Raw genomic sequence first — 19,811 nt, 5'->3', positions numbered from 1 at the left:
CCCCCCCCCCCCCCCCCCCCCGACTCTGCCCTTGGGTCTGGTGGGCGCCGCCGGATCGCGCTTAGTAGCGGTAGCCGAAGGCCGCTTCGAAGCGGTCGGCGATCTGCGCCGCCGTCAGCTTGTGGTTCTGCGCGCCCTGGTGGGCGATCTTGATCGCGCCCAGCAGGCTGGCCAGGCGGCCGGTGGTTTCCCAGCTCCAGTCGTTGGTGATACCGAACAGCAGGCCGGCGCGGTAGGCGTCGCCGCAGCCGGTCGGGTCGAGTTCGGCCTCGGCCTTGACGGCCGGGATCTCGATGCGCTGGCCCTTGGTGTAGATCTCCGAACCGTTTTCACCGCGCGTGACGATCAGCGCTTCGAGGCGCTCGGCGATCTGCGGCAAGGTCAGGCCGGTGCGGTCCATCAGCAGTTCGATTTCGTAGTCGTTGGCGGTGACGTAGGCGGCCTTGTCGATGACGTCGATCAGCTGCTCGCCGCTGAACATCGGCAGTTGCTGGCCCGGGTCGAACATGAAGGGGATGTTCAGCTCGGCCAGGTCGGCGGCGTGCTTGAGCATGCCCAGGTGGCCGTCCGGCGAGATGATGGCGACACGCGCCGCGCCGGCCTTGGCGATCGGGTTCTCGTGGGCGAACGACATGGCGCCCGGGTGGAAGGCGTTGATCTGGTTGTTGTCGGCGTCGGCGGTGACGAAGCACTGCGCGGTGTAGCTGTCGTCCTTGACCAGGATGTTGGTGGTCGGGATGTTGAGTTTGTTCAGGCGCTCCAGATAGGGGCCGCCGTCCTGGCCGATCACGCCGACGATGCGCGGGTCGCCGCCCAGCAGCGCCAGGCTGTAGGCGATGTTGCCGGCGCAGCCGCCGTACTCGGTGCGCATGGTCGGCACCAGGAAGGAGACGTTGACCTTGTGCAGTTGATCGGCCAGCAGGGTGTCGCCGAAGCGGCCGGCGAATTGCATGATGGTGTCGATGGCGAGCGATCCGCAGATCAGGGAAGTCTTGTTCATGATAGTTTTTAGGGGTAGAAGACAGCGATATGATAGCCGGACGCTTTGATTTGGGCTAATTCGAAATACAGTTTGACAGATTGTTCGCTGCGCGGCGAGAAGCCTTTGTCGACTTCGGCCTGGCTGGCCAGGTAATCGCGCGGCGTGAACACGCGGCGCAACACCGGCTTGTCGTTGGCGTCGTTCAGGGTCAGTTCGATGTGCGGCCAGGCCTGGCCGACGCCGCCTTGGTTGCGCAGCTGGGTGACGAAGGAGAAGGTGGTGTCGGTCACGGTCAGCAGCTCGCCCGGTTCGATGCTCAGTTCATCGATCTGCGACGGCAGTTCGATCTTGCAACCGGCGCGGGCGCAGATCGCCAGCAGCGCCGGCTTGAGCGCCGGCACGTAGGCCGCCAGCGGGTTGCGGAAGGTGCCCACCGCCTGCGTCGCCAGCGCCGCCAGCAGCAGCAGGGAGCCGAGCGCCATGACGATGCGCGCCGCCTTGCCGACGCGCTGCTTGCGGCGGTCGCGTTTGACGAAGCCGGGTTCCTCGTCGGCGCCGCCGGCATGGTCGTCGCTTGCCGTTGCCGCTGCCGCTGCCGCTGCCGCTGCCGATTGGGCCGATGGCCGCTGTTCGACGCCGCGCTCTGTTGACGCGGCCAGCACGGGTTCCAGGCGCGCCGATGGCGCGGCGGCCGATTCGGCTTGCGGCTCGGCCGGCGGCGCGAATGCCGCCGCTGGTGCTGACATCGACCACGCTTCCGCTTCCGCTTCCACTTCCACTTCCACTTCCGCCTCGGGCCAAGGGGCCGAGACGTGCTCGGGTAAGGGTTCGCGCTCGGCTTGCGGCTCGGGCCATGGCGTGGATTTTTGCTCAGGCAAAGGCTCGGGTGCGGGCGCCGGCACCTGTGCAGGTGCAGGCGCGGCGCCTGCGGCTTCAGGCGCGGAGGCGGCTTGCGGCTCTGGTTCGGCCACAGGAGGCAGCTCCGGCGCCGGCGCCGGCTCGGTATCGGCCTGCGCCGCCTTGCGCCAGACGGCGGCCTTCACCGGCGCCGTCGTTTCGGTCGGCGTCTCGGCCGGCGTGTCGGCCGGCGTGTCGGCCTCGATATTCAGGTCCAGCTTCAGCGCCTGTTCGAACGCGGCCTGCAACGGCAGCGGCAGCGGCTCGGCCACGTCGAACGGCGCGTGCGCGGGCCTAGCCGGCGCCTGGAAGGCCTCGGCGTCGATTTCCGCCGCCGCGGTGGCGGTCGCGTCGGCGCCGCCGCCATGCTCGTCCAGATCGAGCGTGTAGGGCTGCTCGGTCGGTGGCGGCAGCACTTCGGCGGCGCGGGTGTCGAGCGCGGCCATCGCGACGTCGAAAGGCGCCGGGGCGTAACTGGTCGGCGCGGCCGTCGAGGCGGACGCGGATGCGGGAGCTGGGTGTGGAACGGCAGGGCGGGAGGAGGGCGGCGGCGCAACTTCCGCCGCGCCCCTGGAATTCGGCTCGATTAGAGCCGCGTTGCCGTCAAAGACTTGATTGCAGGCGCCGCAGCGCACTATGCCCCCACGTAATTTCAACTGGTCGAGGGCGACCCGAAATATCGTGTTGCAGTGGGGGCATTTGGTGGCGAGCGCCATCGCGGTGGTTACGCGCCTTCGCGTGCTGGCGGCACCACATCGCTGCCGAGGCGGCCATGCAGGGCGACCCAGCCTTCTTGCTCGGCCCACACGCCCAGCTTGATGAAGGGGGCGTAGGCGGCGGCCACTTCCTCGGCCTGGCGTGCCAGCACGCCCGACAGGATCAGCGCGCCGCCGGGGGCGACGCGGCCGGCCAGCATCGGCGCCATCACCTTGAGCGGGCTCGACAGGATGTTGGCGACGACGGTGTCGAACTTCTGCTCGGCGTGCTTGGTCTTGGCGAAGGTGTCGGGCAGGTAGTAGTCGACGGCGCAGTTGTTGCGTTCGGCGTTGTCATGCGCCGACTCGATCGCCTGCGGATCGATGTCGACGCCGACCACTTCGCCGGCGCCGAGCTTCTTGGCCACCATGGCCAGGATGCCGGAGCCGCAGCCGTAGTCGAGCACCGACTTGGCCGGCGCCGGATGGGCTTCCAACCACTCCATGCACAGGCGGGTGGTCGGATGGCTGCCGGTGCCGAAGGCCAGGCCGGGGTCGAGCTCAAGGATCAGCGCGGACGGGTCCGGCGCCTCGTGCCAGCTCGGCACCACCCAGATGTTCTTGCCGATGTGGATGGGGGCGAACTGCGACTGGGTCAGCCGCACCCAGTCCTGCTCCTCGACCTTGCGCAGGGTGTACTTGGGCAGCACCGCCAGCTTGATCTGGGCGGCGGCGGCGGCGACGATGGCGGCCTGGTCGGCCGACTCGTCGGTCAGCGCGACGACGCGGCTGTGTTCCCACGCCGCCTCTTTCGGCTCCATGCCAGGCTCGCCGAACAGCGGCTGCTCGGCGTCGGTGCCTTCGTCGGCGTCTTCCACCGAGACCGACAGGGCGCCCGTTTCCATCAGCGCGTCGGACAGGGCCTCGGCGTGTTCGAGGGCGATTTCAATGACGATTTCGGTCCAGCTCATGACGCCGCCTTCAGGTCGGGTTTGTTGCTCAAGCTCAGCTTGTGCAGGTCCGGCATATCGGCCAGTTTCTGTTCCAGGTAATGGATGTTGGTGCCGCCTTCGATGAAGCGGGCGTCGATCATCAGCTCGCGGTGCAGCGGGATGTTGGTCTGGATGCCCTCGACCACCATTTCCGACAGGGCGATCTGCATGCGCTTGATGGCCTGCTCGCGCGTCGCACCGTAGGCGATGACCTTGCCGATCATCGAGTCGTAGTGCGGCGGCACGTAGTAGCCGGCGTAGGCGTGCGAGTCGACCCGGATGCCGGGGCCGCCCGGCGTGTGCCAGGAGGCGATGCGGCCCGGGGAAGGCGTGAACTTGAACGGGTCTTCGGCGTTGATGCGGCACTCGATGGCGTGGCCGGCCAGCATCACGTCGCGCTGGCGGAAGCGCAGCTTCTCGCCGGCGGCGATGCGGATCTGTTCCTGCACGATGTCGATGCCGGTGATCATTTCGGTGACCGGGTGCTCGACCTGGACGCGGGTGTTCATTTCGATGAAGTAGAACTCGCCGTTCTCGTACAGGAATTCGAAGGTGCCGGCGCCACGGTAGCCGATCTTGCGGCAAGCCTCGGCGCAGCGGTCGCCGACCTTTTCGATCAGTTTGCGCGGGATGCCCGGCGCCGGCGCCTCTTCGACGACCTTCTGGTGGCGGCGCTGCATCGAGCAGTCGCGTTCGCCCAGCCAGACGGCGTTCTTGTGCTCGTCGGCGAGGATCTGGATTTCCACGTGGCGCGGATTCTCCAGATACTTCTCCATGTAGACCTCGGGATTGCCGAAGGCCGAACCGGCTTCGGTCTTGGTCATCGCCACGGCGTTGATCAGGGCCGCTTCGGTGTGGACCACGCGCATGCCGCGTCCGCCGCCGCCGCCGGCCGCCTTGATGATGACCGGGTAGCCGACCTTGCGGGCGATCTGCACGATGGCCTTCGGATCGTCGGGCAGCGCGCCTTCGGAGCCGGGCACGCAGGGGACGCCGGCCTTGATCATGGTTTGCTTGGCCGAGACCTTGTCGCCCATCAGGCGGATCGATTCGGAGCGCGGGCCGATGAAGACGAAGCCGGATTTTTCCACCCGTTCGGCGAAGTCGGCGTTCTCCGACAGGAAGCCGTAGCCGGGGTGGATCGCTTCGGCGTCGGTCACTTCGGCCGCGCTGATGATGGCCGGCATGTTCAGATAACTCAGCGACGACGGCGCCGGGCCGATGCACACCGATTCGTCGGCCAACTTCACGTACTTGGCGTCTTTATCCGCTTCCGAGTGGACCACGACCGTCTTGATACCCATTTCGCGGCAGGCGCGTTGGATGCGGAGGGCAATTTCGCCACGGTTGGCAATGAGGATTTTTTCAAACATGATAGGTTCGCGTATGTCTGTGAGCGCCGGCAAGCCGGCAAAACATCTGGAGGGAGAATGCGGTACGAAGTCCGGGACACCGGCCGGCGTCAGCCTGGCCGGTGTGCGCGCCGGACTTAGCCTATCACAAACAGGGGTTGACCGAATTCGACGGGTTGGCCGTTTTCGACCAGAATCTGGGTCACGACGCCGGCTTTGTCGGAGTCGATTTCATTGAGCAGCTTCATCGCTTCGATGATGCACAGGGTGTCGCCTTCCTTGACGGTGCTGCCGACTTCGACGAAGGCCGGGGAACCGGGCGCAGACGAGCGGTAGAAGGTGCCGACCATGGGCGATTTGACCACATAGCCGGTCGGTTCGACCACGGCCGCCACGGCGGCGGCCGGCGCGGCGGCCATGGGGGCGGCGCCGGGCTGGTAATGCTGCTGCATGCCCTGCGGCTGCATCATCACAACTTGATTTTGTGGCATGGCGGAGGACTTGACGATGCGAACCTTGCTTTCGCCCTCGGTCACTTCGAGCTCGGCGATGTCCGATTCAGCAACCAAGTCAATCAACGTCTTGAGCTTGCGTAGATCCATGTGAAACCCCTTGGAATTATCTTGTTTTGTGAGTGAGTGCGGTGCCGCCCGGTGGGCGTCGCCGCGCTAGAATGCGCGCAGATCGCGTAGATTAACGGTTTTTAAGCGCAAAGTCGATGGCAAAGCGATATCCTTCGATACCCAGGCCGCAGATCGTCCCTTGCGCGATCGCGCTCAGAAAAGAGTGGTGGCGAAACGCCTCGCGCGAATAAATATTCGAAATATGCACCTCGACAAACGGGATGGCGACACCGGCCAGGGCGTCGCGCAGGGCCACGCTGGTGTGGGTGAGGCCGCCCGGATTGATGACGATGGCATCGACACCTTCCGCCTTGGCGGCGTGGATGCGGTCGATCAAGGCGCCTTCGTGGTTGCTCTGGAAGCAGGCCAAGCGCGCCCCGGCCACCGTGGCTTGCGCCTGGGCAGCGTGTTCAACGTCGGCCAAAGTGCTGGCGCCGTACACCTCGGGCTCGCGCGTTCCCAGCAAATTCAGGTTGGGGCCGTTGAGCAGTAGGAGGTTTTTTGCCATGTAGTCGAGACCGTTTTCCGCGAAAGTTCCGCATTTTGCCGCCAACAGGCGGCCTTGGCAAGACAAAAATATCTTGCAAAACTATTTATAGTGTTGCCAAGTCCGCACGCAGCTGGTCAAACTTCAGGCGCCCTAGATAAGTCTTCTTGACTTGTCCATCGGCTCCGATCAATACCGTGTATGGCAATCCGCCGGCGGCATTGCCGAATTGGCGCGACAGGTCGGTGCCACCCATGCCGGCCACGTAAACCGGGTAGGCGATCTTGAATTTTCCGGCGAATTCGGCGATGTTCGACGGCGTATCGATACCGATGCCAATGATTTGCACGTTCTTGCCGACGCCCTCGGCCTGCAGCGCGGACAGTTCCGGCATCTCCTGCACGCACGGGCCGCACCACGGCGCCCAGAAGTTGACCAGCAGGGCCTTGCCCTTGAAGCGGGCCAGCGCCTGGGTGGTGCCGGCGGCGTCGGGCAGCGACTGCTTATATAGTGCGTCGACCGGACCGGTGACGCCGGGCGCGATGGTGTTGGTGATCGGCGCCGCTTGTTTATGCTGGGTGGCGACATAGGCGCCCATGGCGCCGAACATCAGGGCGATGACGGTGTAGGCGATCAGGTTCTTTTTGGTCATGGTGGTGGTTGGTTGGTGGAGTCGAATGGTGCCGCCGGGCCGGCCTGCCCGGCGCTGCTACTAACTAAGAGGGCGCGCAGGCCGGCGATGTCGCTGCGGATGGTCTTGCCGTCGTTGCGCGGCTTGAGCGCGCCGCGCAGGTCGTCGAGATCGTACAGGGCGGCGTGCACGCCCTCCTTGTGCCACAGGAAGCTGACCGTCTCGACCGGATCGTGGCGGCCGCCCTTGAAGTGTGGCGTCTCGCTGATGTCGATGCTGACGTTGCGGTTGAGCAGGAAGATCTCGACCTCCTTGGCGCTGTCGGCGAACAGCTGCAGGTGGATGTCGTCGTGCGGCCCGGCCGTGCCGTTCAGCACGGCGCCGGTCAGGAAGGGCTGGAACGGGGCCAGCGATTCCATCACCTGCAGCGCCATGGTGCGCAGGCGGAACAGGCGGGCCGGCTGGCTGTCGGCCTTGAACAAGGCTTGGTAGAGGCGCAGCTCGGCCTCGATCTGGGCATTGTCGGGCAGCACGTTGGCGCCCGCCTGGGCCTCGCCGAGGATCTGCCGCGCCGCCTTGCGTTTGGCGCTGCTGTAGTCGGCGCCGTCCTGGGCGATCAGGCGCGCGGCGGCGGCGGCGATCTCGGCGCGCAACAGCTGGGCATCCTCGTGGGGCTTGGGCATCATGGACGAGATCATACTCTCAACCGGTAAAAGTCACTGCGTCGGGTAAAATCCCATACTTGACCATTCGCCCAACGCAACTCATAACATGCATATTCATATACTCGGCATCTGCGGCACCTTCATGGGCGGCCTGGCCGTACTGGCGAAAGAGGCCGGCCACCGCGTCACCGGCTGCGACAGCAACGTTTATCCGCCGATGAGCACCCAACTGGAAGCCCAGGGCATCGAACTGATCCAGGGCTTCGGCCCCGAACAGATCGAACTCAAGCCCGACCTTTATGTGATTGGCAACGTTGTTTCGCGCGGCAATCCACTGGTCGAGGCCATCCTCAACCGCAGCCTGCCCTATGTGTCCGGGCCGCAGTGGATGGGCGAACATATATTACGCGACAAATGGGTGCTGGCCGTCGCCGGCACCCACGGCAAGACCACCACCTCGGCGATGCTGGCCTGGATCCTGGAAGACGCCGGCTACGCGCCGGGCTTCCTGATCGGCGGCGTGCCGATGAACTTCGGCGTTTCGGCGCGCCTGTCCGGCCACGCCGACGGCAAGAGCGCCGAGTCGGCCTTCTTCGTCATCGAGGCCGACGAGTACGACACCGCCTTCTTCGACAAGCGCAGCAAGTTCGTCCACTACCATGCCAAGACGGCCGTGCTGAACAACCTGGAATACGACCACGCCGACATCTTCCCCGACCTGGCCGCCATCGAAACCCAGTTCCACCACCTGGTGCGCACCGTGCCCGGCATCGGCCGGCTGGTGGTCAACGCCGACGAGGCGTCGTTGCGGCGCGTCATCGGGCGCGGCTGCTGGAGCGAGCACGAGGGCTTCGGCCACGGCGCCGGCGCCGACTGGACCCTCAAGGAGCACGCCGACGGCAGCTTCGACGTGGTGTTCCGCGGCGAGACGGCGGGCCGCGTCGAGTGGCAGTTGACCGGCAGGCACAACCGCGCCAACGCGCTGGCCGCCATCGCGGCGGCGCGCCACGTCGGCGTGCCGATCGCCCAGGCGGCGCAGTCGCTGGCCCGCTTCGAGAACGTCAAGCGGCGCATGGAGCTGCGCGGCGTGGTCGACAACATCAGCGTGTTCGACGACTTCGCCCACCACCCGACCGCCATCGCCACCACCGTCGGCGGCCTGCGCCAGAAGGTCGGCGCGGCGAGCCGCATCCTGGCCGTGCTGGAGCCGCGCTCCAACACCATGAAGCTGGGCGCGATGAAGGATGCCTTGCCGGGCAGCCTGGCCGAGGCCGACCTGGTGTTCGGCTTCGGCAGCCGCGAGGCGCTGGGCTGGAGCCTGGCCGACGCGCTGGCGCCGCTGGGCGCCAAGGCCGGCGCCTACGAGCAGCTCGACGCGCTGGTGGCGGCGATCGCCGCCGCCGCCCGGCCGGGCGACCAGATCGTGGTGATGAGCAACGGCGGCTTCGGCGGCGTGCACCAGAAGATCCTTGAGGCGCTGGCAAAATGATCCTGTACCTGCACGGTTTCCGCTCCTCGCCCAGCTCGATGAAGGCGCGCCTGGTCGGCGCCCGCATGGCCGAGCTGGGCCTGGCGGCCGACTTCGTCTGCCCGCAACTGCCGGCCTCGCCGGCGGCGGCGATGGCGTTGGCGCTGCGACTGGTCGACGGCGTGCCGGCCGAGCGCCTCAGCGTGGTCGGCTCCTCGCTGGGCGGCTACTACGCCACCTGGCTGGCCGAGCGCCTCGGCTGCCGCGCCGTGCTGCTGAACCCGGCGGTGACGCCGCTGCGCAACCTCGACCAGCATGTCGGCGTCGGCACCCAGTTCCACTCCGACGAGCCGTTCGAGTTCAAGCATGAGTATCTGGCCGAGCTGGACGCGCTGGCGGTCGAACGCATCAGCCGGCCCGGGCGTTATTTCCTGCTCGCCGCCACCGGCGACGAAGTGCTGGACTATCGCGATATGCTGGCGCACTATGCGGGCGCGCGGCAGCAGCTCATCGAGGGCAGCGACCACGGCATCGCCGAGTTCGCCGATTATCTGCCGCCGGTGCTGGCCTTCTGCGGTGTCGGGGCGCAGCGGTGACGGCGCCGGCACGGCCCGCGTCGCTGCGCCAGGCACGTTGGATCGAACATGTGGGCGGCGTCAACGCGCCGGCCGCGCTGCGCCACTGGCTCACCACCGGCGCCTCGCTGACGGCCAAATTGAAGGCGCACAGCCAGGCGTTCCGCATCCAGCGCCTGCGCCAGCGCAGCGGCCGCTGCCTGAGCGACGAGGCGGCGGCGATCGGTTTGCCGCGCGCCGGCCGGGTGTGGGAACGCGAAGTGCTGCTGCGGTGTGATAATACGCCGGTGGTGTACGCCCACACGGCGGTGCCGCTGGCGGCCACGGCCAGCGACTGGCCGCTGTTCAGCGCGCTGGGCGAGCGTTCGCTCGGCTCGACGCTGTTCGGCGACCCGCTGGTGCGGCGCGGCGAATTGGAGTTCGCCCGCCTGCGCGCCGGCCACCCGCTCAGCGAGCGGGCCAGGCTGGCGCTGGGCGGCTTGAACGGCGCCGGCCGGCCGCTGCCGCCCGAACAGATACTGTATGCCCGGCGCTGTTTGTATCGGCGCCACCAAGGATTGCTGCTGGTTACCGAGGTCTTCCTGCCGAGCGTGCTCGACCTGGTACCGCAGAACAACACAACAATAATGAATCGAAACGAGCAATGAACCTATTTTTTGAAGAATCCGGCGATTTCAAGGTCGGCACCGTGCTCTCCCAAGCGGGCGAGGCCTATCAGGTGGAGATGGCCAGCGGCAAGCGCACCAAGGTCAAGGTCAAGGACGTGCTGCTGCAGTACGAAAAACCGGCGCCGGCCGAGCTGCACGAGCAGGCCAGGAAAGTGGCCGCCGAGATCGACCTGGACTTCCTGTGGGAAGTGGCCGGCGAGGAGGAGTTCGGCTTCGCCGAGCTGGGCGTCGAGTACTTCGGCCACGCCCCGCTGCCCTTCGAGGCGGCCGGCCTGATCCTCAGCCTGCACACGGCGCCGATCTACTTCTACAAAAAAGGCCGGGGCCGCTACAAGGCGGCGCCGGAACAATCCTTGCGCGCGGCCCAGGCCGGCATTGAGAAGAAGCAGCAGCAGGCGCTGATCCAGGCCGGCTATGTCGAGCAGTTGAAGGCCAATAAATTGCCCGAGTCGATGCAGAACATCGTGCTGCAACTGCTGTTCAAGCCGGACAAGAACTCCATCGAATACAAGGCGATGGAAGCGGCCTGCAACGAGCTGCACAGCAGTCCGCAGCGGCTGATGCTGGCCACCGGCGGCATCGCCTCGCCGAAGGACTTGCACATGTCCAAGTTCCTCTTCGAGAACTTCCCGCGTGGCGCCGGCTTCCCCGACGTGCCCGTGCCGCAGGCGCCGGGCAAGCTGCCGCTGGCCGAGGTGCAAGCGTTCTCGATCGACGACGTGACCACCACCGAGATCGACGACGCCTTCTCGATCACCCACCTGGCCGACGGCAAGGTCAAGGTCGGCATCCACATCGCCGCGCCGGCGCTGGGCATCAAGCCCGACGACGTGGTCGACAAGATGGCGCGCGGCCGCATGTCCACCGTGTATATGCCGGGCGACAAGATCACCATGCTGCCGGACGCCATCGTCAACGCCTTCACCCTGGCCGAGGGCAAGACCTGCCCGGCGCTGTCGCTGTACGCCACCTTGGACCCGGCCGACTGGAGCGTGCTCAAGACCGAGACGCGCGCCGAGCTGGTGCCGATCGCCAGCAACCTGCGCCACAACGACCTCGACGAGCTGGTCAACGAGGAAACCCTGGCCAGCGGCGCCGGCGAGTACGCCCACAAGGCCGAGCTGGCGTTGCTGTGGCAATGGGCCCAGCAGCTCGAACAGGGCCGCATGGCCAAGCGCGAGGGCTTCGGCCTGAAGCCGGAGCAGAACAACCGGGTCGATTTCAACTTCTACGTCGAGGACGACGTGGTCACCGTCAGCCGCCGCAAGCGCGGCGCGCCGCTCGACAAGATCGTCGCCGAGCTGATGATCTTCGCCAACAGCAGCTGGGGCAAGCTCATGCACGAGCACGGCGTGCCCGGCATCTACCGCGCCCAGGGCGGCGGCAGCGGCGGCTGGGCCGCCAAGATGCAGGTGCGCATGGTCACCCATGCCGCGCCGCACCAGGGCTTGGGCGTCGACCAGTACGCCTGGAGCACCTCGCCCTTGCGCCGCTACACCGACCTGGTCAACCAGTGGCAGATCCTGGCCTGCGCCGAGCACGGCGTGACCGCGCCGCTGGTGGCGCCGTTCAAGCCGAAGGACGCCAACCTGTTCGCCATCGTCTCGGCCTTCGACGCCGCCTACGCCGCCTATGGCGACTTCCAGTCGAACATGGAACGCTACTGGTGCCTGCGCTGGCTGGGCCAGCAGGAGGCGCGCCAGGTCGAGGCCGTGGTGCTGAAGGATGAGGTGTTGCGCCTGGTGGACATTCCGCTGATCATCAAGCTGCCGGGCATGCCGCAGGTGGCGCGCGGCGCCCAGGTCAAGCTCGACATCCTGCGCTGGGACGAGGTCGACCTGTCGATCGAGGCCCGCCTGCTGGAGATTCCGGTGGCCGCCACGGTGGCCGCCGACGCCGAGCTGGACTACGAGGACGAGGATGGCGCCGACGGCGCGCCGGCAGCCGAGGCCGACGCCGAGGCCGAGGCCGCCAAGGTCGAGGGCGCCGCCGACGTCGAGCTCGAAGTGGTCGAGGCCGATGGCGAGGCGGCCGCCGCCGCGCCGCCGGCCGACTAAGCCGATAGCATTGTTTTTTTATAAGACGGCGGGCCGCAAGGTCCGCCGTTGCTCCATCTGTGGCGCCGACCAAACCCAAGGGCGGAAACCGGGGTCGGACCCGGCGGGTCCGACCCCAGCTCTGCGCCGCTGGGTTTCGCCGCCACCCCGGCACCTTGAGCGCGGCCAAAAATATATCGCAGCCGCCCGGTGCCATGACGTAGAATCAGCCCATCTTTCGATCCAACCATCCGCCCGGCACCGCGTGAAGTCCTTCCAAGAAAACCGCTTCCTCTACACCGCCATCGGCATTTCCCTGCTGGTCCATGGGGCCTTGCTGGCGGTGCATTTTGTCGCCCCGACGACGTTCCGGCTGCAGCCCACCGATCCCGGCCTCGAAGTGATCCTGGTCAACGCCAAGCACCACAAGGCGCCCTTGAAGGCCGACGCCCTGGCCCAGGCCAATCTGGACGGCGGCGGCACGGTCGACAGCGGCCGCAGCAAGTCGCCGCTGCCGGACATGCGCAAGGTCGAAACGGGCGACAGCGTGAAGGCGGCCAAGCGGCGCATCAGCGAGCTGGAGCAAAAGCAGAGCGAGCTGCTGACCCAGACCGGCAAGCCCACCGCCTTCGCCGCCGCGCCGCTGACCGAGAAGAGCCTGCCCGACCCGACGCCGAACGGCGCCGACCTGCTGGAGAGCAGCAAGGCCATCGCCCGCATGAGCGCCGAGATCAGCGAGACCATCGAGGACCAGAACAAGCGGCCGAAGAAGACCTTCGTCACGCCGAGCACGCGCGGGGTCGGCTATGCGATCTATTACAAGACGATGCAAAAGCGCATCGAGGACGTCGGCACGCTCAACTTCCCGCAGCAGAACGGCCGCAAGCTGTACGGCCAACTGGTGATCTCGATCCCGGTGTTCCAGGATGGCACCATCTACCAGCGCGACGGCGGCGCCAAGATCGACCGCAGCTCGGGCAACGCCGCGCTCGACGCGGCGGCGTTGAACATCGTGCGCCGCTCGGCGCCGTTCGGCAAGTTCCCGCCGAACATGCTGTCGAACGAAAAGGATGACCTGTGGGTCATCATCACCACATTCAAATTCACCCGTGAAGACCGGCTGCAGGCCGACATGAACGGCGGAGGACATTAATGGACCAGCTGGACCCCCTCGACCGGATCGATCGCTACTGCGTGTTCGGCAACCCGATCGCGCATAGCAAATCACCCGACATCCACGCCGCCTTCGCGGCCCAGACCGGCCAGCAACTGGTGTACGACAAACGCCTGGCGCCGCTCGACGGCTTCTTCAGCGCCGTGCGCCGCTTCATGGCCGAGGGCGGCAAGGGCGCCAACGTCACCGTGCCGTTCAAGCTGGAGGCCTGCAAGGTGGCGCAGGCGCTGACCATGCGGGCGCAGGCGGCCGGCGCGGTCAACACCCTGCACTTCACGGCCGACGGCATCATCGGCGACAACACCGACGGCGCCGGGCTGGTGGCCGACATCGTCGACAACGCCGGCGTGGCCATCGCCGGCAAGCGCGTGCTGCTGCTGGGCGCCGGCGGCGCGGCGCGCGGCGTCGTGCTGCCGATCCTGGAACATTGCCCGGCCAAGCTGCTGATCGCCAACCGCACCGTGGCCACGGCCGAGGCGCTGGTGCAGCAGTTCGCCGCGCTGGGCGGCGCCGGCGTGGTGTCGGCCTGCGGTTTCGCCGACATCGAGGGCCGGTTCGACATCGTCGTCAACGCCACCTCGGCCAGCCTGAGCGCCGAGCTGCCGCCGATTCCCGCCGGCGTGTTCGGCCCCGCCACCCTGGCGCTGGACATGATGTATGGCAAGGAGCCGACCGTCTTCATGCGGTTCGCCGCCGGCCACGGCGCGCAGACCCGCGACGGCCTGGGCATGCTGGTGCAGCAGGCCGCCGAGGCCTTCGCCGTCTGGCGCGGCGTGCGGCCGCAAACGGCCGCCGTGCTGGCGCAAATGCGGGCCGCCCTGTGAGTCGGGCGGCGGCGCGCGGTGGCAAGGCGCCACGGCGCGGCGGCTGGCTGAAGTGGATCTTCATCATCCCCGTGCTGCTGCTGTTGTTCGTGCAGCTGTATTACTTCCTGCATATCTGCTGGTGGGTCGAGCACGATCCGGGCATGAGCAGCTTCATGCGCGAGCAGCAGAGCGTGTTGCAGGAGAAAAATCCGAACGCCAACATCCAGCAGATGTGGGTGCCCTACACGCGCATTTCCAACAATCTGAAGCGGGCCATCATCGCTTCGGAGGACGCCAACTTCTCCGAGCACGAGGGGGTGGATTGGGAGGCGCTGCAAAAAGCGTATGAAAAAAATAACAAGAAGCACAAGGTGGTGTCGGGCGGCTCGACCATCACCCAGCAGCTGGCCAAGAACCTGTTCCTGTCCGGTTCGCGCAGCTATCTGCGCAAGGGCCAGGAGCTGGCCATCACCTACATGTTAGAGACGATGATGGACAAAGAGCGTATCTTTGAGATCTATCTGAACGTGGTCGAGTTCGGCACCGGCGTGTTCGGCGCCGAGGCGGCGGCGCGGCATTATTACGGCGTCAGCGCGGCCAACCTGGGCGCGGCGCAGGCCGCCAAGCTGGCGGTGATGCTGCCCAATCCACGCTTCTTCGACAAGCACCGCGACTCCGGTTATCTGGCGCGGCGCACCGGGGTGATTCTGCGCCGCATGGGGTCGGCCGAATTGCCGTGAGGGTTTAGTTTCTCCAGGGAGGGTGCGATGGGACGGCAGCGCGGTATCGGTCTGATCCAGGTGGCGATCGTGATGGCGGCGCTGGCGGCCGTCGCCATGGCGGCCATGATGTCGATGCGCCAGGAGCGCAATCTGTTCGCCGAGGCGCTGGCGCGGCTGCGCGGGCAGACGCTCGAACACCGGCAACAAGCGACGGCGGGGCAGGGCGGCGCCGGCGGCGCCAATGTCAACGCCAGCGCTGCTAGCACGGCCGGCGCCGCCGGCGCGGCGCCGGCCGGCGTGCTGCGCAAGTGCGTGATCGACGGCAAGACCGTGCTGTCGGACGTCGATTGCACGGCCGCCGATCCCAGCAGCCGGGTGGTCAAGCCGCTGGCGACGCGCGGCATCGAGCCGCCCCGGACGCCCAAGGCCGAGCCGGCCGAGGCCGGGCCAGCGACCATGCAGGACAAGATGATCGAAAAGGCAACGCGCTGAGCGCGCCGGCGCGCCTGGCCGTGTAAAAAATAGCACGCCGGGGTGGTCGGCAAAAGGGCTTTGCGGGTACACTTGCGCTGTTTCGAATTTGGCGCACCTGAACGGGGCCGCGCCCGCCATGCCGCGTCATCCGCGCCCGCCATACCGGGCCGCGCGGAGTGGCCGTCCATACCAACCGTCGGCTGAGAGTGCCCATGATTAATGTTTTTGTCCTGCAAAATGGCCGGCTCAACCAGGTGCCCATCGACTCGCGCGAGGATCTGGAAAACGTGGAACCGGTCTGGGTTGACCTGACCGATCCCAACGACGACGAGCGGGCCTGGGTCAAGGCGATTTATGGCGTGACCCTGCCGGGCGAAGACGAGGTCAAGGATATCGAGGCCTCGGCCCGCTACTACGAGGCGGAGAACGGCGACCTGCACCTGCGCACCGATTTCCTGCTGGAGGAGGACGACGGCCCCTCGCGCATCGTCACGGTGGCCTTCATTTTGGCGCGCAAGATGCTGTTCTCGGTGCACACCGACGACCTGCCGGTGTTCCGCCTGGTGCGCATGCGCGCCCGCTCGCGGCCCGGCTCGATCGCCGACTACATGGATGTGCTGCTCGACCTCTACGCCACCGACGCAGAATACTCGGCCGACGCGCTGGAAGGCATCTACCAGAACCTGGAAGAGGTTTCCGGCCGCGTGCTGCAGGAAGAGTTCACCGACCAGGACGCGGCCGCCGCGCTGAACGCCATCGCCCACGAGGAAGACTTGAACGGGCGCATCCGCCGCAACATGATGGACACCCGCCGCGCCGTCAGCTTCCTGATGCGCGGCCGCCTGCTCAACTCGGAGCAGTTCGAGGAGGCGCGGCAGATTCTGCGCGACATCGAATCCTTGGACGGCCACACCTCTTTCCTGTTCGACAAGATCAACTTCCTGATGGACGCCACCGTCGGCTTCATCAACATCAACCAGAACAAGATCATCAAGATTTTCTCGGTGGCCAGTGTGGCCTTCCTGCCGCCGACCTTGATCGCCTCGATTTACGGCATGAACTTCAAGGGCTGGTTCCCCGAGCTGGACTGGTCGCTCGGCTACCCCTTCGCGCTGGCGCTGATGCTCACCAGCGCCATCGCGCCGTTCTGGTACTTCCGCCGGCGCGGCTGGCTCAAGTAGGTGGGCCGGCGGCCACAAACCACCCAACGGCAAAGAGCCGGGGTCAGACCCGCCGGGTCTGACCCCAGATTTGCGCCGCTGGGTTTTCCTGGCTTGCTGGCATTGTTTGCACCTCGACTCCGCCCGTCCGTGGCGGCTCAGGCCAGCAGCGGCGCCAGCCGGCGGTACAGCTGGAAGCGCTCCGGCACGCTGCGCGTCGAACCGTTGATGCGCTCGCTGATGCGGCTGAAATTCTCCATGTGTTGCTCGTCGGCCGCCTGGTCGGCCAGCGGGTTCAGTCCCCGGCTGGCCCAGAACCACGCGGCGCTGAGCGCGGCATGCTCTTTTTGTTCCAACAGCTCCGGCTTGGCCAGCAGGTCCAGGTCGAGGGCGTGGCCGGCCTCGGCGTAGTTGCCGCGGCCGGTGATCTGGATCAGGCCACGGCCGCGGAAACGGTAGCCGTCGCCGCTGGCGGCGTCGCCGTTGCCCAATTTGCCCGCATAGACGACATTGCCCAGCAACTGGTCCTGGCCCAGATAGGGCCGGGCCGCCTCCTCGTTGGCGAAGTGGTGCGGCCAGACCTGCACCAGTCGGGCCGCCGAGCGGTACTGCAGGTTTTCCAGGATATGGTTGAACTGGCCCGATTCGTAGCCGACCTGGGCGAGGAAATGGCCCAGCCGTTGTTGGCCGATGTCGAAGCGGGCCAGCGGCGCGGCCAGCGCCTCGGCCCAGCCGGCCGGGTCGGCGCAGACGGGGAAGGCGGTGCGGAGGATGTCGGCCAGGACCATGATGTACTCCCGATGAGTGTCATGGTTTGGACCGCCGCGCCGCCGGCGCGGTTCCGGCCGGCCGCGCGCGGTTTGATCTGGCTCAGTGCGGCCTTACAGGGCGCGCGGACTGAACTCCAGCGACAAGGTGCTGTAGTAGGGCGCCGCCTGCCATTGCCGGTGCAGGGCGACGGCGCGGTCGTACAGCGCGCTCTTGACGTCGAGCGCGCCGAAGTCGTAGGGTTTGCGCTCGCGCGCCGCGCAGGCGCCGGCGGCGCCGAGCAGGAAGGCGTCGAGGTCGAAGGCGCCGGCCCACAACTGGGTCTGCAAGCCTTCGACGATGGCCTCGGCCTGCACCGCCTCCTGGGCGACGTGGGGATTGTTCTTGTCGTGCACCTCGGCCATCACCGCCTGCACTTCGGCGCCGCGCGCCAGCAGGCTGAGGAAGCCGAAGCGCAGCGGCAGCGCCGATTCGACCACATAATGCACCAGGTCGTGCGGCAGGATGCCCTGGCGCGGCATCAGCGTGTCGCCGCAACTGCCGTTGTTGCGCACGAAGCGCAGCACGTCGTATTGGTCCGTCCGGGACCGCTTTTCCGCTATCAGTTTCATGCCTGGTGTCGCTATCAAATCAAGAGTCGGATTATGCCGCGTTTGTGTTGATTGAATATTCACCAACATTCACACATTGCTAAATATTTCAAATATTAGCAAAAAATGAAATATTCTTTCATGCTCGACGCGGCGCCGCCGCGCCGTCGCCGGCGCCGCGTTTTTTGCCGCCGGACGGCGCCAGCGTTTAGAATGGCGCCCAGCGTCATGCTGCAGTCACCCATATCGCCTACACTGGCCGGATTTTCTTCAGAATCGTCGGGCCGGCCGGGCCCCGGAAAGCATATCAATGATTAAAAAGCGGCAATTTTTCCCCCGCCAGGTGGTGGAGGCCGGCGGCAACCGCTGGGACTGGGCCTTGCTGCCCATCGTGCTGGCGCTGTTCGTGCTGTTGGCCTACGGCGGCCAGTCGATGGTGCGGCCGTACCAGCTCGGCCAGACCCTGCCGTTGTCGCTGTCGCCCGACCATCTGCCCTACTACCTGCTGCGCACGACCATGCGCATGTTCATCGCGCTGGGCGCCTCGGTGGTGTTCAGCTGCGTGTTCGCCGCGCTGACCACCAAGTACCGCCTGGCCGAAAAGGTGCTGGTGCCCCTGCTCGACATTTTGCAGTCGATCCCGATTCTCGGCTTCCTGTCGATCACCGTCACCGCCTTCATCGCCCTGTTCCCCGGCAATCTGCTCGGCGTCGAGTGCGCCGCCATCTTCGCCATCTTCACCTCGCAGGCCTGGAACATGGCGTTCTCCGCCTACCAGGGCTTCCGCACCGTGCCGGCCGAACTGTCCGAGGCGGCCGATGTGTTCCAGCTGTCCGGTTGGCAGCGTTTTTGGCGCCTGGAGCTGCCCTTCGCCATGCCGGGACTGCTGTGGAATATGATGATGTCGATGTCGGGCGGCTGGTTCTTCGTCGTCGCCTCGGAGGCGATCTCGGTGTCGAACCAGAACATCAAGCTGCCCGGCATCGGCTCCTACATCGCGCTGGCCATCGAGCAGCGCGACCTGGGCGCGATCGGCTGGGCCATCGCCGCCATGCTGATCGCCGTGCTGCTGTACGACCAGCTGTTCTTCCGCCCGCTGCTGGCCTGGGCCGACAAGTTCCGCTTCGAGGAGACCGGCAGCGACACGGCGCAGCAATCCTGGCTGCTGACCTGGCTGCGCCGCACCGAGCGCACGCAAGGGCTGGTCAACATGTTCGCCAAGCTGCTGGCCCGCTCGATCGCGCTGTTCCGCCGCCAGCACGACGGCACCTCGATCCGCGCCCGGCCGCAGCAAGCCTCGCTGGGGCCGCAGCGGGTCTGGGACGCGGTGATCGCCGCCGTGGTGTTCTACGCGCTGTGGAGCCTGGGCCATTTCATCCACGCCGAGGTGGGCTGGGCCGAGGTCGGCCGCGTGCTGGTGCTCGGCCTGTACACCCTGGCCCGCGTGCTGGTGCTGCTGGCGCTGGCGGCGCTGGTGTGGGTGCCGGTCGGCGTGTGGATCGGGCTGAATCCGCGCTGGGCCTCGCGCACCCAGGCGGTGGCGCAGTTCCTCGCCGCCTTCCCGGCCAACCTGATGTTCCCGGTGGCCGTGGTGCTGATCGTGCGCTACCACCTGAACCCGGACTGGTGGTTGTCGCCGCTGATGATCCTCGGCACCCAGTGGTATCTGCTGTTCAACGTGGTGGCCGGCGCCTCGACCATTCCCACCGAGTTGCGCCACGCCGCGCAGAACCTCGGTTTGACCGGCTGGCTGAAATGGCGCCGCTACCTGCTGCCGGCGATCTTCCCCAGCTTCGTCACCGGCGCCATCACCGCCACCGGCGGCTCGTGGAACGCCTCCATCGTGGCCGAATACGTCAGTTGGGGCGACACCACCCTGAAGGCCCACGGCCTGGGCAGCTACATCGCCGAGATGACCGCCGTCGGCGACTTCCCCCGCATCGCCCTGGGCATCGGCGTGATGTGCATCTTCGTCATGGGTTTCAACCATTTTGTCTGGCGCCGGCTGTATGTGATGGCCGAGAGCCGACTGCATTTTTAGCATTG

Annotated in this window: 20 protein-coding genes and 1 pseudogene; 10 read left to right on the top strand and 11 right to left on the bottom strand. The window is 66.6% G+C overall.

From position 1 onward, the window contains the following. Positions 1-61: 61 nt before the first annotated feature. The 9 genes and pseudogenes from H7U20_RS10290 to H7U20_RS10255 form a co-directional block, all read right to left on the bottom strand. Positions 62-1,000, bottom strand: coding sequence for a carbohydrate kinase family protein (locus tag H7U20_RS10290; RefSeq protein ID WP_199759060.1), 939 nt, complete (start codon positions 998-1,000; stop codon positions 62-64). A gap of 8 nt (positions 1,001-1,008) precedes the next feature. Further along, the gene (locus H7U20_RS10285; RefSeq protein WP_199759059.1) at positions 1,009-2,325 is read right to left on the bottom strand and encodes a DUF3426 domain-containing protein; all 1,317 of its coding nucleotides are present in this window, start codon (positions 2,323-2,325) and stop codon (positions 1,009-1,011) included. A 201-nt stretch (positions 2,326-2,526) separates the two neighbouring features. Next, positions 2,527-2,595, bottom strand: a pseudogene (locus H7U20_RS30895) (MJ0042-type zinc finger domain-containing protein); the annotation flags it as partial. 8 nt (positions 2,596-2,603) lie between these two features. Then, positions 2,604-3,545: a 50S ribosomal protein L11 methyltransferase gene (gene prmA, locus H7U20_RS10280; protein WP_199759058.1), complete on the bottom strand. Its 942-nt coding sequence runs from the start codon at positions 3,543-3,545 to the stop codon at positions 2,604-2,606. Then, on the bottom strand, positions 3,542-4,939 hold the full coding sequence (gene accC, locus H7U20_RS10275; protein ID WP_199759057.1) for an acetyl-CoA carboxylase biotin carboxylase subunit: 1,398 nt from the start codon (positions 4,937-4,939) through the stop codon (positions 3,542-3,544). The genes prmA and accC overlap by 4 nt, the downstream gene beginning before the upstream one ends. Before the next feature lie 116 nt (positions 4,940-5,055). Beyond that, a complete protein-coding gene (gene accB, locus H7U20_RS10270) occupies positions 5,056-5,520 on the bottom strand; it encodes an acetyl-CoA carboxylase biotin carboxyl carrier protein (protein WP_199759056.1) in 465 nt (154 codons plus the stop codon). A 91-nt stretch (positions 5,521-5,611) separates the two neighbouring features. Next, a complete protein-coding gene (gene aroQ / locus H7U20_RS10265; protein ID WP_199759055.1) occupies positions 5,612-6,049 on the bottom strand; it encodes a type II 3-dehydroquinate dehydratase in 438 nt (145 codons plus the stop codon). A gap of 85 nt (positions 6,050-6,134) precedes the next feature. Beyond that, complete coding sequence (locus tag H7U20_RS10260; RefSeq protein ID WP_199759054.1) at positions 6,135-6,680, bottom strand: TlpA family protein disulfide reductase; 546 nt, start codon at positions 6,678-6,680, stop codon at positions 6,135-6,137. Then, positions 6,677-7,345 (bottom strand): hypothetical protein, encoded by a 669-nt coding sequence (locus H7U20_RS10255; RefSeq protein WP_199759053.1) that lies wholly within the window; start codon positions 7,343-7,345, stop codon positions 6,677-6,679. The genes H7U20_RS10260 and H7U20_RS10255 overlap by 4 nt, the downstream gene beginning before the upstream one ends. 85 nt (positions 7,346-7,430) lie before the next feature. Here H7U20_RS10255 and mpl point away from each other — a divergent pair, with 85 nt between their 5' ends. The 9 genes from mpl (at position 7,431) to corA (ending at position 16,428) form a co-directional block, all read left to right on the top strand. Next, positions 7,431-8,813, top strand: a complete 1,383-nt coding sequence (gene mpl / locus H7U20_RS10250) for a UDP-N-acetylmuramate:L-alanyl-gamma-D-glutamyl-meso-diaminopimelate ligase (RefSeq protein ID WP_199759052.1) — start codon at positions 7,431-7,433, stop codon at positions 8,811-8,813. After that, a complete protein-coding gene (locus tag H7U20_RS10245; RefSeq protein ID WP_199759051.1) occupies positions 8,810-9,388 on the top strand; it encodes a YqiA/YcfP family alpha/beta fold hydrolase in 579 nt (192 codons plus the stop codon). The genes mpl and H7U20_RS10245 overlap by 4 nt, the downstream gene beginning before the upstream one ends. Beyond that, positions 9,385-10,014: a chorismate--pyruvate lyase family protein gene (locus H7U20_RS10240; RefSeq protein ID WP_370593123.1), complete on the top strand. Its 630-nt coding sequence runs from the start codon at positions 9,385-9,387 to the stop codon at positions 10,012-10,014. Before H7U20_RS10245 ends, H7U20_RS10240 begins: the two co-directional genes overlap by 4 nt. After that, positions 10,011-12,092: a ribonuclease catalytic domain-containing protein gene (locus H7U20_RS10235; protein ID WP_199759050.1), complete on the top strand. Its 2,082-nt coding sequence runs from the start codon at positions 10,011-10,013 to the stop codon at positions 12,090-12,092. Before H7U20_RS10240 ends, H7U20_RS10235 begins: the two co-directional genes overlap by 4 nt. 244 nt (positions 12,093-12,336) lie before the next feature. After that, positions 12,337-13,224, top strand: coding sequence for a TonB family protein (locus tag H7U20_RS10230; RefSeq protein WP_199759049.1), 888 nt, complete (start codon positions 12,337-12,339; stop codon positions 13,222-13,224). After that, the gene (gene aroE, locus H7U20_RS10225; RefSeq protein ID WP_199759048.1) at positions 13,224-14,069 is read left to right on the top strand and encodes a shikimate dehydrogenase; all 846 of its coding nucleotides are present in this window, start codon (positions 13,224-13,226) and stop codon (positions 14,067-14,069) included. The genes H7U20_RS10230 and aroE overlap by 1 nt, the downstream gene beginning before the upstream one ends. Before the next feature lie 47 nt (positions 14,070-14,116). After that, on the top strand, positions 14,117-14,791 hold the full coding sequence (mtgA, locus tag H7U20_RS10220; RefSeq protein ID WP_233410643.1) for a monofunctional biosynthetic peptidoglycan transglycosylase: 675 nt from the start codon (positions 14,117-14,119) through the stop codon (positions 14,789-14,791). Positions 14,792-14,818: 27 nt separating this feature from the next. Then, complete coding sequence (locus tag H7U20_RS10215) at positions 14,819-15,265, top strand: DUF4124 domain-containing protein (protein ID WP_233410640.1); 447 nt, start codon at positions 14,819-14,821, stop codon at positions 15,263-15,265. 194 nt (positions 15,266-15,459) lie between these two features. Beyond that, on the top strand, positions 15,460-16,428 hold the full coding sequence (corA, locus tag H7U20_RS10210; RefSeq protein WP_199759046.1) for a magnesium/cobalt transporter CorA: 969 nt from the start codon (positions 15,460-15,462) through the stop codon (positions 16,426-16,428). 137 nt (positions 16,429-16,565) lie between these two features. Here corA and H7U20_RS10205 read toward each other — a convergent pair whose 3' ends face one another. Together H7U20_RS10205 and H7U20_RS10200 are read right to left on the bottom strand one after the other, a co-directional pair. Further along, entirely contained in the window at positions 16,566-17,195 is a 630-nt protein-coding gene (locus H7U20_RS10205) for a glycoside hydrolase family 19 protein (RefSeq protein WP_199759045.1), read from the bottom strand. A 93-nt stretch (positions 17,196-17,288) separates the two neighbouring features. Further along, on the bottom strand, positions 17,289-17,786 hold the full coding sequence (locus H7U20_RS10200) for a hypothetical protein (protein ID WP_199759044.1): 498 nt from the start codon (positions 17,784-17,786) through the stop codon (positions 17,289-17,291). A 289-nt stretch (positions 17,787-18,075) separates the two neighbouring features. Here H7U20_RS10200 and H7U20_RS10195 point away from each other — a divergent pair, with 289 nt between their 5' ends. Further along, positions 18,076-19,806: an ABC transporter permease gene (locus H7U20_RS10195; protein WP_199759043.1), complete on the top strand. Its 1,731-nt coding sequence runs from the start codon at positions 18,076-18,078 to the stop codon at positions 19,804-19,806. Positions 19,807-19,811 lie beyond the last annotated feature (5 nt).

The sequence above is a fragment of the Rugamonas violacea genome, from assembly GCF_016461825.1.
Taxonomy (GTDB): Bacteria; Pseudomonadota; Gammaproteobacteria; order Burkholderiales; family Burkholderiaceae_D; genus Rugamonas.
This window is presented reverse-complemented; position numbering and strand designations above follow the sequence as displayed.

What these genes read in the sequence shown, in the direction of transcription:
- H7U20_RS10255 (WP_199759053.1), bottom strand. Translation starts at nt 7,345, where the DNA reads ATGATGCCCAAGCCCCACGAGGATGCCCAGCTGTTGCGCGCCGAGATC.
- H7U20_RS10200 (WP_199759044.1), bottom strand. Translation starts at nt 17,786, where the DNA reads ATGAAACTGATAGCGGAAAAGCGGTCCCGGACGGACCAATACGACGTG.
- aroE (WP_199759048.1), top strand. Translation starts at nt 13,224, where the DNA reads ATGGACCAGCTGGACCCCCTCGACCGGATCGATCGCTACTGCGTGTTC.
- H7U20_RS10245 (WP_199759051.1), top strand. Translation starts at nt 8,810, where the DNA reads ATGATCCTGTACCTGCACGGTTTCCGCTCCTCGCCCAGCTCGATGAAG.
- H7U20_RS10260 (WP_199759054.1), bottom strand. Translation starts at nt 6,680, where the DNA reads ATGACCAAAAAGAACCTGATCGCCTACACCGTCATCGCCCTGATGTTC.
- mpl (WP_199759052.1), top strand. Translation starts at nt 7,431, where the DNA reads ATGCATATTCATATACTCGGCATCTGCGGCACCTTCATGGGCGGCCTG.
- corA (WP_199759046.1), top strand. Translation starts at nt 15,460, where the DNA reads ATGATTAATGTTTTTGTCCTGCAAAATGGCCGGCTCAACCAGGTGCCC.
- H7U20_RS10290 (WP_199759060.1), bottom strand. Translation starts at nt 1,000, where the DNA reads ATGAACAAGACTTCCCTGATCTGCGGATCGCTCGCCATCGACACCATC.
- prmA (WP_199759058.1), bottom strand. Translation starts at nt 3,545, where the DNA reads ATGAGCTGGACCGAAATCGTCATTGAAATCGCCCTCGAACACGCCGAG.
- accC (WP_199759057.1), bottom strand. Translation starts at nt 4,939, where the DNA reads ATGTTTGAAAAAATCCTCATTGCCAACCGTGGCGAAATTGCCCTCCGC.
- H7U20_RS10195 (WP_199759043.1), top strand. Translation starts at nt 18,076, where the DNA reads ATGATTAAAAAGCGGCAATTTTTCCCCCGCCAGGTGGTGGAGGCCGGC.
- aroQ (WP_199759055.1), bottom strand. Translation starts at nt 6,049, where the DNA reads ATGGCAAAAAACCTCCTACTGCTCAACGGCCCCAACCTGAATTTGCTG.
- H7U20_RS10285 (WP_199759059.1), bottom strand. Translation starts at nt 2,325, where the DNA reads ATGGCCGCGCTCGACACCCGCGCCGCCGAAGTGCTGCCGCCACCGACC.
- accB (WP_199759056.1), bottom strand. Translation starts at nt 5,520, where the DNA reads ATGGATCTACGCAAGCTCAAGACGTTGATTGACTTGGTTGCTGAATCG.
- H7U20_RS10215 (WP_233410640.1), top strand. Translation starts at nt 14,819, where the DNA reads ATGGGACGGCAGCGCGGTATCGGTCTGATCCAGGTGGCGATCGTGATG.
- H7U20_RS10235 (WP_199759050.1), top strand. Translation starts at nt 10,011, where the DNA reads ATGAACCTATTTTTTGAAGAATCCGGCGATTTCAAGGTCGGCACCGTG.
- H7U20_RS10205 (WP_199759045.1), bottom strand. Translation starts at nt 17,195, where the DNA reads ATGGTCCTGGCCGACATCCTCCGCACCGCCTTCCCCGTCTGCGCCGAC.